General features: G+C 53.0%; 4 protein-coding genes and 3 pseudogenes. 6 read left to right on the forward strand and 1 reads right to left on the reverse strand.

Going from position 1 to position 11,845, the window contains the following annotated elements; all coding sequences use genetic code 11:
• Window positions 1-248 precede the first annotated feature (248 nt).
• The 3 genes and pseudogenes from CBE74_RS13570 (at window position 249) to CBE74_RS13585 (ending at window position 6,730) form a co-directional block, all read left to right on the forward strand.
• Window positions 249-1,896, forward strand: a pseudogene (locus CBE74_RS13570) (VaFE repeat-containing surface-anchored protein).
• A 536-nt stretch (window positions 1,897-2,432) separates the two neighbouring features.
• A pseudogene (locus tag CBE74_RS13580) lies at window positions 2,433-5,386 on the forward strand (SdrD B-like domain-containing protein).
• 252 nt (window positions 5,387-5,638) lie between these two features.
• Complete coding sequence (locus CBE74_RS13585; protein ID WP_134316169.1) at window positions 5,639-6,730, forward strand: hypothetical protein; 1,092 nt, start codon at window positions 5,639-5,641, stop codon at window positions 6,728-6,730.
• Between the two features lie 21 nt (window positions 6,731-6,751).
• Here CBE74_RS13585 and CBE74_RS13590 read toward each other — a convergent pair whose 3' ends face one another.
• Window positions 6,752-7,597 (reverse strand): DMT family transporter, encoded by an 846-nt coding sequence (locus tag CBE74_RS13590; protein WP_087453249.1) that lies wholly within the window; start codon window positions 7,595-7,597, stop codon window positions 6,752-6,754.
• A 176-nt stretch (window positions 7,598-7,773) separates the two neighbouring features.
• On the opposite strand from CBE74_RS13590, the pseudogene CBE74_RS13595 reads away from it, so the two are divergent.
• The 3 genes and pseudogenes from CBE74_RS13595 (at window position 7,774) to CBE74_RS13605 (ending at window position 11,746) form a co-directional block, all read left to right on the forward strand.
• Window positions 7,774-8,705 (forward strand): annotated as a pseudogene (locus CBE74_RS13595) (ABC transporter ATP-binding protein).
• Window positions 8,702-10,252, forward strand: coding sequence for an ABC transporter permease (locus tag CBE74_RS13600; protein WP_087453250.1), 1,551 nt, complete (start codon window positions 8,702-8,704; stop codon window positions 10,250-10,252). Before CBE74_RS13595 ends, CBE74_RS13600 begins: the two are co-directional and overlap by 4 nt.
• 228 nt (window positions 10,253-10,480) lie before the next feature.
• Window positions 10,481-11,746 carry an aspartate kinase gene (locus CBE74_RS13605; protein ID WP_087454819.1) on the forward strand — a complete coding sequence of 422 codons (1,266 nt, stop codon included), beginning with the start codon at window positions 10,481-10,483 and terminating at the stop codon, window positions 11,744-11,746.
• Window positions 11,747-11,845: the final 99 nt, after the last annotated feature.

The following is an 11,845-nucleotide window of genomic DNA, read 5'->3' on the forward strand; positions in this document are numbered from 1 at the left end:
CTCGGGCTACGGGATTTGAGAAAGCTGAGAAAAATATCATCATATTTGTCGTGGGTGCTTTGCTATTTTAAATATCTTTCATGCGAGGCTTACGCTGCTATTCGTTAAAAAGCTGGCACACGAGGTTATGTAGAAATCCACGAACAGGGCTTTTTGATTTTCCCCTCCCCATAGACTCTTGGGTCTCCCAATGGCAGGCGCGTTCTTTTGTGATGTTTGCTGATCTGGGTGGCCTGGTAATAGGAAAAATGAGAAGTAAGCCCTTTAAAAAAGTAGTTGCCTTGCTCACTGGTATCGCTGTTGCACTCAGCGTGAACACCAGCGTTCAAGCTCAGGAAACTGGCCCAGCTTACCTTGGTTATCTTGATAGCGCCGCGGCCGTGAAAGCGCCTTTCGGCGATGGGCGTAATCAGTATGATTCGACCGTTCCGCCACTAGTGGTCAAGCCGGAAAACGGTGGAGCTGAAGAGCTGGCTTATTGCTTTAATATAGAGAAGCCGTATCCAGTTTTAAAGGATTCTCTGGCATCCAATACGGGTGACGTATTCAATAAAGGCATTAGCCTCCGCTATAAGAGCAATTACGGCACTTCTCTTCAGGGATTTGCTACTAAATGGCGCGGCACTGAAGCCGATGCTGGTGTGCTTAAAGCTTATTTATAATGGTCACAGCCATGATGCGGCAGGTCTGAAGCAGAAACTTGAGCTTACGGATGAAGAGTTCCGATACGCGACCCAGCTTGCTGTGTGGTACTGGACAGATAGCACGGATAGCACTAAATATCTCTTTGGTGCTGGTGTGAGTACTAATAAGATTGAACAAGCTGTCAAGATTCTCACTGGTCAGAACGTGACTAGTGTTGATCTTAAAGAAGTTGACCCGAAGCTGGTGACGCTGACGATCTACAGCCCTTACAGTCTGGAAAATAAATCTGCTGGGTATCAGAATCTTTTGAGTATTAAGTTCGTGAATCCGGAAACAGGCGACTCTGTTGATCCTGTAGACTCGACCAAGACAACGCCAAAGGAGCCTGAAGCTCCTAAAACTGAGTCTGAGAAGCCTAAAGAACCTGAAGCTCCCAAGACTGAGGCCGAGCAGCCGAAAGAGCCTGTAGCTCCAACGTCTGAACCACAGGTTCCGCAGGAGCCGGAAGCACCGAAGTCGGAAGAAGTTAAACCAACTTTGAAAACCTCTGCGACTGATCAGTCTGATGATGACAAACAGATCTCAGCAACCGGCGGAAAAGTTGTGGACAAGGTTACCTACACTGGCCTTACCGAGGGGCAGAAGTACCTTGTTGAAGGCGAACTTATGGATAAAGAGACCGGTAAAGCTACTGGAATCAAGGCGGAAGCCGAGTTCACTGCTACAAAGTCTGAAGGCACAGTAGACGTTATTTTTGATGTTAATGCCGATCAAGCTGGCAAGACGCTCGTGGCATTTGAGAAGCTTTATAAGGCGGACGACAAGAGCACCGTTGTCGCTAGCCATGAAGACATCAATGATGAGGCGCAGACTGTCGTTGTTGATGATGAAGATGTTGTTCCTGGCGATGAGGATCTCACGCCTGTGACTCCAGAGGATTCTTCCTTCAACTGGAAGTATCTGATTCCTCTTGCATTGATTCCTGTTATCGGTGCTTTGGCATGGGGTTCTTCTCAGGGCAGTAGCTCCGCTGCAACTCCGACCAATCCGGCATACGCAGCTCCTGGCGTTCCCGCACCTGCTACCGCTACCTCTACGCCGGTACCGGCTCCTGCGGCTGTAGCTACGACTGCAGCGCCAGCGAAGAAACAGTTGGCTGCTACAGGTGCGAGCGTTCTGTACACCCTATTGGCAGCATTGTTGCTTGTTATTGCTGGTGTATTCCTCGTGCGGTTGCGTCGTCAAGGCTAATTCTGTTTGTGACTAGCTAGCACTAAAGTGCCCTTCCTGGAGTCAGGGAGGGCACTTTTGGTGTATGCGAGAAATCATAATGAGGAGGGTAACCATTAAGGGGGTGGTTTATGGGGTACTCGGGGCGAGAACTCCACAGTATTTGTTTATATAAATAGTAAGTGTTAAAGCTGGGGTTTATTAATTATTTGTTGTGAAAAGCGGTTTACACTAGGCGTATGGTTTGTGGCGTTTGGGAAAATGCCATGTAATAATGGTAAGAAAAAAATACCCATTCTGCCATAAATAGAATTTTATTTTCGCGTACTTTATAAGGGTGATAGCCTGGGAATATCGAAGATAGTCAAGCCTCAGGATGGGACACGCCATCCATGGCCGAGCTGCTTTGACTCATGAAGAACCATACTAAGCGGCCTTTTCCTTAATAAAATTCCAAAAAATGCAAGTTCAGATTGCTTTATTGTGAACTGGTGTTGGAAACCAAGCTTGCTCGACCTTGAGAAAGCGGAGACAGCGCTTAGTTCAGTAAAGCAAGGATGGGCTTTTACTTGAATAAGTTAAGCGGTACTAAAGTACCCTCCCCGAAACGGCTTAGGCGTACGGTTACTGCGGCTATAGCAACAATCAGCGTGGGATTTGGTGGTTTCCTTGTCCCAACAGCTTCAGCTGAAGAGAAAAGTGCTTACTCTGATGGCATTGGTCGCAATGAGATCGGACCAGAGACTTTAGAAAAACTAAAGCCTGAAGTTGTCGGTGGTAACCAGTCTGTATCCGTAGGAGATGCAGTCACCTATAAATACACTGTAAAAAGACCGGCTTCCCGCAGGACCCGAACAATGTGACCGCGCAGCGATGGGTTCGCATGGTGATTACGCAAGACCCAAATGTTCCTTTCACTGAGGACCCGGCAGCCGGGAAGTTTGGTATCCCCGGCGGTGCTGTAGTCACTAAAACAGGGGAGAATGAGTGGACTGTTGTACTGGGAGCGGAGTATGGGGCTTGGTAGCCAGGGAATACTGAAGCCGCAAATGCCCATAACGATGGGTTGTTTAAGGTAAATAATGATGCGCATCCACTGTGGTCCACCTCAGATTCTAAAGCTCCAGCCTGGAAGCCGCCTGCAGAGCTCACGATCGAGATTCCCGCAAGCGTGAAAAAATCTGATGGGACTCCTTCTGCCGGTACGATTACGGTAACATCTGGTCGTCTTGCCGACGTTGCATTGAAAGATGAATTAGATAAAGCGACCTTTGTTTCGAACGAGGGCAAAGGAACGTGTACTTGGGATGCCACATATGAAACCAAATTAGTCAAGCAGGACGTTGGTTATTGGGTTCAGAATGTTTTGATTGGATCAAACCCAGAGGAAGTCCGTGACTATAGTTCATTGCCATATGAATACCAGAATATGGTTAGGTATAGGCCGACCCTGATCAACGGTGAAGTTTCCCTTGGTGACCGGCAGATCGGCAAAATACAACCTATTTATAGTGGAAAAGATGATCGGCTAGGGTACTTAATTGGTGATTTAAATATCACTGAAAATGTGCCTCCGTTTACGTCTTCTGAATGGCTTGAGCCAACAGTGCCCGTCAAGGTTACGTATTCTTATACGAATCCATGTGGCATGAAGGTTGATGAGAATTACGTCAGAGAGAACCCACCATTTGTAGGAGGACCTTCAAATGGTTCGCCATACCCAACTCTTCAACGCGACTACACCTACGTCGAAGCCTCCGGCGTTTACGTTGGACTCGTCCGACCTCCAGAGGAGGCTTCGGCTACGGCGCAGTTCGTGTTCAACCAGGACCTGGTCTCTCTTGGCGATTACGTGTGGTTCGACCGCAACGCTGACGGCAAGCAAGGGGATATCGCAACCGAACCTGGCGTCGGCGGCGTAAAAGTCTCCTTGCTTTATGCCGACGGTAAACCCGTCAACAAGCCAGGCACGAGTGAGCCTTATACGGTCACCACTGACGATTCCGGCAAGTACCTCTTTGAGAAGCTCCCCAAGGGGATGTACAAGGTGCAGTTCGATGCAACGAACGTACTGCAGACAAACTCCCGGAAGGAATCCCAGCTTTCTTTAACTTCACCACAAAGGGTGCAGCTCCTGACCAAAAAAGATGGCACCGATTCCGATGTTATTCCTGAAGCTTTAATTTCGATGACGGATGCCGTGGACTTGCAGCAGGATCGCACGGATATTGATGCTGGCTTGATCGCAAAGGCTCGTTTCTCTGTATCTAAGATTCTCGATGGAACTGATGCTGGCAAACAGGTCGGCACGACAGAGCGTGAACTCCAGGACGGAAAGCTCGTTGTTGAGCACAAGATCACGGTGAAGAATGAGACTCCTGGTATCGCAGGAAAAGCTCCTCAGGTTCTCGACGAGCCTCTGAGCGTCCCTGGTTTTGAGGTTGAATCTCTCACCGTCGATGGAAACCCAATTCAGAAAACCGGCAACGATTACCTGGTCTCTGCAGAAAAAGACGTCACCGCAGATAACGAGAAGCAAGAGTACCTGGTAAAGGTCACTTACAAGCGTGCAGCTGGTAATACAGCCACTGGCGCACTAACTAAGGCCGAGGCAGATGCTATTGGGCAATGCTCGGATCAAAGTGGCACAACCAAGGGAATCGTTAACAAGGTCTACCTTGGAGACGACAAGAATGAGGCTGACGCAGACGCAGAGAAAGACAAGAACAACTGGGATTGCGTCCCAGTAAAGGGCGTCGATGAGCCCGTGGGTTCTGTCTCTGTCGGAGACTTTGTCTGGGTGGATGCTAATGAGAACGGCATCCAGGATGCAGGCGAGGAGGGCCTTGCCGACGTCACGCTGGAGATCGTTGGTCCAGACGGCAAGCCAGTGACAGACGTCAATGGCACCCCGGTAAAGGATGTCACCACTCGTGCAGACGGCAAGTACACCTTCAGCGATCTTCCAGTATTGGAAGAAGGTCAGAAGTACACGGTACGGGTTGTAGATGTTCCTGAAGGCTATGAGCCAACCAAAACCGGTGAGGGAACAACAGATACAGATTCCTCCACAGATGAAGCCGAGACTGTCGCGGATCTGACCAAGCCAGGCGCAGAGGATAACTCTCTAGACTTCGGCTTTATTCAAGCTGAAGATCCAAACAAACCTGACTTCCCGGATGATGAAGATCCAGAAGGCCCATCCTTTAACTGGAAGTATCTGATTCCTCTTGCGTTGATCCCTGTTATCGGCGCTTTGGTGTGGGGTTCCTCGCAGGGCAGTAGTGCTCCTGGAACTCCTGCAGCACCGGCTCTTACTGCTCCTCAGGGGCCAGGGGCTACCTCGGCCCCGGCTACAACTGCGCCGCAGACTCCTGCGTCTGCCGCACCTAAGGCTCCTATGAAGAAGCAGCTGGCTGCTACTGGTGCGAGCGTTTTGTACACGCTATTGGCAGCATTGCTACTGGTTATTGCTGGTGTATTCCTTGTTAGGTTGCGTCGTCAAGATTAGTTCTTGGCTACTAGATGACCAGTATTAAATAAGGCGCTATCCACTTTGTTGGGTAGCGCCTTGTTTGTGGTGTCGTCGAGAAGCAAATGCGTACAATGCGGTGTGCATCCGCCATAGATAGACATACGAGACGAAAGACGGACATTTATGCGCAGGGACACAGTCCGCACAACCTCGGGAGATGGGGCGCTGGGGCAGCGGTATCGGTCTTTTGTCGCGTGGTTGGATTTTCCTAGTATCAGGCCGCAGCGCATGGTGGTTTGGCAGGATTGGCTGGCTGCCTCTGTCCTTTTTGTGGCAACTGCTTTGGTTCGGCTCGCTTTTTTGCTGTGGATGCGTGGCGACGCCAGCCTTGAGGCGTTGGTCTCTAAGTGGGATGGTCGAATTTACTTAGCCATTGCTCAATACGGGTATTTTAGCGAGGCCGGGGGCACACCAGATCCCGATATATATCAGACGCGGCTTGCGTTTTTCCCGGGATATCCAGGGCTGATAGCCGCGGTGCACACAGTGACTCGGCTGAATTATCTCACCAGCGCGCTCTTGATCTCTTATATTGCAGGGGTCGCGATGACCGCCGGCGTGATGGCGATGGCCGCACGTATGGGGGCCAACAAGCGGTTGAAGCTGGCTGCCGCGATGCTGGTGCTGGGTGCGCCCATGAGCACCACTTTCACGATGGTCTATACCGAGGCAATCTTTTTGGCCTGTGCCGTGTGGGCTTTGGTCGCCATGGTGGATAGACGCTGGGTACTGGCGGGAATTTTTACTTTTTGTGCGGGCTTTTTCCGACTGACCGCAATTGATCTCGTGGCGGCTTTTGCTGTGGTAGTTGCCCTCTATGCGGCCCGCAATTGGCGAGCATGGGCTGCCGTCGCGGTCTCTACGGTCCCGCTGGTGAGTTACCTGATGTACGCATCGCATTACACGCGTGACATTGGCGGTTACTTTGGCATGCAGACCAAAGGCTGGCACTCTACCTTTGACTTTGGTCGCGCTACTGCGATTTGGGTGAGCACTCAGCTGCGCGAAGGCAACAATGTGGGCTACCTGCTGTCTATTGTGTCCATCGTGGGAGCACTAGGCGCAGTCATCGTGTCTTTTAGACGGCTTCCGCTGGCGTATTGGCTGTTCGGAGCAGCGATTACGGCTAACGTTGTGCTTTCCGACGGCATCATGCACTCACGTCCCCGGCTGCTACTGCCAGCAGTGGTGCTTTTACTTCCCGTTATTTTCCAGTTGGCTAAGGGGCGTTACGTGTTGCCCGCAGCTGCGATGTGTTGGTTGCTCTTGGGTGCATGGTTCTCCGCGCACATGATCGCGGTGTTCCAATGGGCGATCTAGCGGGCGCTTCCCCTAGGCGCGTTATGCGCTGCCCACACCGCGTCGTGATAGCGCAAACGTGGACAAAATCATGGCGATCAAAGCCAGAAGCATCCACAACCAGTTAGCCCCCGACACTTGGAATTGCTCGCCCAGGACGGCATACCCCAGGGCGAAGGCGACGATGGGTTCCGTCACTGTCATGGCCGGCAGGGAGTTTTTCAGGGCACCGGCGTTAAAGGCATACTGTTGCACAACCGTGCCCAGGATCGCCCCGGCAGCAAGGGAATAGCCCTGCCATGTGGTGGCAAGGGCAAAGAATCCCCCGTGGGTGAGCACATCTACGGTGGCCTTAGAAAGGACGGCTACGTAGCCATAAATTCCGCCGGTGACTATGCCTAAGAGCAGGGCTTTTTCGTTCCTGATCTGCTTTTGTGCAAAGCGTTCTAGGACAAAAAGGACGAGAAAACCTATGGCCAGTGCGGGAAGCCAGCGTCCCAGAGGTGGTTGTGGGTCGCCCGCGGAAGGATTCCCCAAAAGGACGAGCACCGCGACGGACACCGTGAGCAGTCCCGCCCACGTTATCTCGTCGATTGCCATGCGGCGGCCGTCGTAACGCGCGGAAAGCGGAAGCGTAAACATCAGAGACAACACGAGGATTGGCTGTACCACTAATAACGTGCCAAAACCCAGGGCGATAATTTGCAGCCCGTAGCCCGACAAGGCGGTGAAGCTACCGAGCCACCAGGCGGGGCGTCGAATAGCTTGCAAGAAAGGGGAGCCCTCGGCGGGTGCTTCTTCTGCAATACGATGGCGCACCACTGTGCCCCAGGCGATAGTGAGCGCCGAGGCCAGGGCGAACCCCATAGCAAGAAGAGTGCTGTACATCGACTTCTAGCCTATACGGGTTGGTGCTAGACGACGTAGCACTCGCGGAAGATAGTGCCCCCACTGCGCATGTGCTGCTAACAGGGGTAGAAGAAGATGAATTAAAGCCCCCAGTGTTGAATCGCGGTGCTACCGTAAAAACATCCAAGGTCGGCTCCACAGTAGGGGAGAAGAAAATGGCAGCACACAAGGGTACTTCTGCACAGAAAACCAGCGAAGAAGTTATCCGTGTCCGGAATCTGGACAAGAGTTTCGGTCTTTTAAAGCACTCGATCAACTCGATCTGACCGTTGCTCACGGAGAAGTGCACGGCTTTTTGGGGCCTAATGGAGCAGGGAAGTCCACAGCCATTCGCGTGCTGTTGGGGCTGCTCAAGGCCGACGCGGGAGAAGTAAAACTACTGGGTGGCGACCCGTGGAAAGACGTTGTTGCGCTGCACCGCCGGCTCGCATATGTGCCAGGCGACGTTTCCCTTTGGCCCGGAATGAGTGGTGGAGAGGCTATCGACCTTTTAGGTTCTCTCCGGGGCGGGCTGAACGTGCAGCGCAGGGCGGAGCTCATAGATCGCTTTGAGCTCGACCCGACAAAGAAGGGGAGACAATACTCTAAAGGTAATCGCCAAAAGGTGGCGCTTGTTGCGGCCTTAGCGTCTGACGCGGAGCTGCTGATCTTAGACGAGCCCACCAGCGGCCTCGACCCCCTCATGGAAGGCATGTTCCAGGATGTTGTACGTGAAGCTAAAGGCCGAGGTGCGACGGTATTTCTGAGCAGTCACATCCTTGCGGAGGCAGAGGCGTTAGCGGACAGAATGAGCATTATTAAAGCGGGGCACATCGTTCGAACCGCCACACTAGACGAGTTACAACAAAGCGCTGCGACCACCATTACTGCGGTGCTACGCCACGTACCGGACTCCAAAGAATGCCCTGAGTACGCGCATATTACTGGGAACACCCTCACAGTTAGCGTCCCGCCACATCAGGTCGGGGCAGTGTTGGAACGAGTACTTCCGTTGGGCATCGATAAGTTGACGGTGGAGCCGCCGTCTCTGGAAAGCCTGTTCAAAGACCTGTATGGGGAAGACTCAGGGCCAGGTGAGGGGCAATGATCAGGACAACACGCCCCCTGGTAGGCACAGGTGTGCTGCTCAAAGCCACGTTGCGCCATGAGCTGAAAAGGTTTATTCCGTGGATCGCGATAGTGACCATGCTGTCTACCTCTTCAATTCTTGCCTATGCGTGGATGTTTCCTCATCGAGAAGACCGGGCGGTCTTAGATGCCACCATTGGTGGAAACCCGGCCTTAGGACTCATCTTCGGTCCCGCGAGAAACCTCTATACCAACGAGGGATTCAACACCTGGCGGGCCTTTACCCTAGGTGGCTTTCTTACCGGTATCGCGGCCATCTTTGCCGTGACCAAAGCAACCAGGGGGCAAGAGGATTCTGAGCAAGCAGAATTACTGGCCTCCGGGGCTATGGGACGTGGCGCCCGACTGGCCGTGGCCGTGCTGCTGGGAATCATAGGGTCAACGCTGATTGGAGTGGTAACGGCAGTGTGCACGCTCCTCTGCGGAGCAGAAGCTGATGCCACGTTATTGCTTGCGGCCACGTTTGCCGCCACCGGGTGGATGATGAACGCTGTAGCAGCGGTCGCGTCACAACTCGGTTCCACCGCCCGAGCTGCAAACACCCTAGCGCTGAGCACATTATCTGTGCTCTTTATCCTTCGAGGATTCTTATTATCACTGGAAGCACCTGCGTGGACTAACTGGGCAAACCCGCTCGGTTGGTTGGATGAAACTCGCCCCGCCACGGACAATCACTGGTGGCCGCTCTTATGCGCATTGGTGTTTACCGTCATTGTGACAGCTGTGGCCTTCGGCTTGTCATCTGGACGCGACTTTGGGCAAGGCATCATCCCAGCGCGACCAGGACCGGCCCATGGTTCGCTGCGAGACCCAGAGGGTCTGGCCTGGCGGCTCAATAAAACGCCCGCATTTACCTGGGTAATAGCTTTTGTGGCTTTAGGCGTAATCTTTGGATACTTCATCGGGTCTGTCAAAGACCTACTGGCTTCGAGCCCCGCAATGGCTGCGATGATGGCAGGCGGCGCTGTAGAACCAGCACAATTGGTCAACAACTTTGCGGTGACCATGCTCAGCATGTTGTGGATCATTGCTGCTATCCCAGGAGTCCAAGTGGTGCTGCGAATAGTCTCGGAAGAGAATACCCAAAGGATTGAGCCGATTCTCACCGGTGGAATTAGCCGACTCCGGTACTTTGCGGTAACGCTTGTTGCCGCAATAGCAACAAGCACTGTGTGCCTTCTCACCGCTGGTGTCCTCGTGGCGTGGCTGAGTGCGCGTGCTGATATTGGGCTTCACTTCTCGGATGTCTTTATTCAGGCTGTGGTGACGTCGGTAGCAACATGGCCCATCATAGGAATTGCTGCGGTGGTAGTAGGTGCGCGCCCGAGGTTTGCGATTGCGGCATGGATTGGAGTGCTTGAGTCTTTCTCCATCACCATCCTTGGACCCACGTTTAAAGCCCCCGACTGGACAATGGCTTTTAGCCCTTTTCATCATGTACCCCACGTGATGGAACCCGATTCACACGTGTGGGGTGTGCTAGAGACGCACGTAATCCATGGGTAAGCCGAGGGAACGCGGAAAGTAATGTGGGCGACAGTACTTTTCTCTTTATGCCGCGCCGGGAAGGTGTAAAAATGTAGGTGGTTTTTCAAAAAATCTTTGATCAACCACGTGATCGTGCCGCCTGTTTACTGCGGCGTGGAAAATAGACTGTATGATAGTTATTCACAATCGTATGGTCTTGATCTAGGGGTGCATCCAGTACAGATGGCTCCGGGAAGGGCGTTGCCCGTGGCACTTGTCGTCCAGAAATATGGAGGTTCTTCGCTGGAAAGCGCGGAAAGAATTCGTCGCGTCGCCGAGCGGATTGTGGCCACTAAAAAGCAAGGCAACGACGTTGTCGTGGTGTGTTCCGCGATGGGAGACACCACCGATGAACTTCTCGACCTCGCATCCCAGGTTAATCCAGTACCACCTGCGCGTGAGATGGACATGTTGCTTACCGCAGGAGAGCGCATTTCCAACGCACTTGTGGCCATGGCGATCGAATCATTTGGTGCGAAAGCCCAATCCTTTACCGGCTCGCAAGCAGGCGTGATTACCACTGAGCGCCACGGTAATGCCCGCATTGTGGACGTTACTCCGGGACGCGTGCGCGAAGCGCTGGATGAAGGCAAAATCTGTCTTGTCGCTGGCTTCCAGGGAGTCAACCGCGAGTCCAAAGATGTGACCACGCTGGGACGCGGTGGCTCGGACACCACCGCAGTTGCCCTTGCTGCAGCGCTCAACGCTGACGTATGCGAGATCTATTCAGATGTAGACGGCGTGTACACAGCCGACCCACGCATCGTGAGCAATGCACGGAAGCTAGATCAACTCTGCTTTGAAGAGATGCTGGAACTTGCAGCTAGTGGCTCAAAAATTCTTGTCCTGCGCAGCGTCGAATATGCTCGTGCATTCGGCGTGCCCCTGCGCGTTCGTTCGTCGTATAGCAATGACCCCGGAACCCTAGTTGCCGGATCAATGGAGGATATTCCTGTGGAAGAAGCAGTACTTTCTGGCGTAGCAACTGATAACTCCGAGGCCAAGATCACGGTCCTGGGCATCCCCGATTCGCCCGGTGCTGCCTCGGTGGTATTCCGTGCGCTTGCCGACGCCGAAATCAACATCGACACAGTCCTGCAAAACATCTCCTCCCTGGAAAACAATCGCACGGACATCACCTTCACCTGCCCGCGTGCCGACGGCCCCCACGCCATGGAGCTACTACGCAACCTGCAGCCACAGAACGACTGGCAGAACGTGCTTTACGACGATCAGATCGGCAAGGTTTCCCTCGTCGGAGCCGGCATGAAATCGCACCCAGGCGTTACCGCAGAATTCTGCGAAGCCCTCCGCGATCAGGGGATCAATATTGAGTTGATCACCACTTCCGAGATCCGCATCTCCGTGCTGATCCGCGAAACCGACCTGCCCGCAGCAGCGCGGGCTCTCCACGAAAAGTTCGAGCTTGGTGGGGACGAAGAAGCTAAAGTTTACGCTGGGACGGGGCGGTAAGCGGGGAGTGGTTTAAGAAACTGTCTTATAAGGCCCCTTTGTGTACATGTACACAAAGGGACCCTTTTTACTTTTAAGGTTATTGACAGGAATCCTTTC

The sequence above is a fragment of the Corynebacterium silvaticum genome (assembly GCF_002162115.2).
Classification (GTDB): Bacteria; Actinomycetota; Actinomycetes; order Mycobacteriales; family Mycobacteriaceae; genus Corynebacterium; species Corynebacterium silvaticum.

Excerpts from the sequence above, each read along its gene's own strand:
- CBE74_RS13585 (WP_134316169.1), top strand. The coding sequence starts at position 5,639 with ATGGTGGTTTGGCAGGATTGGCTGGCTGCCTCTGTCCTTTTTGTGGCA.
- CBE74_RS13590 (WP_087453249.1), bottom strand. The coding sequence starts at position 7,597 with ATGTACAGCACTCTTCTTGCTATGGGGTTCGCCCTGGCCTCGGCGCTC.
- CBE74_RS13600 (WP_087453250.1), top strand. The coding sequence starts at position 8,702 with ATGATCAGGACAACACGCCCCCTGGTAGGCACAGGTGTGCTGCTCAAA.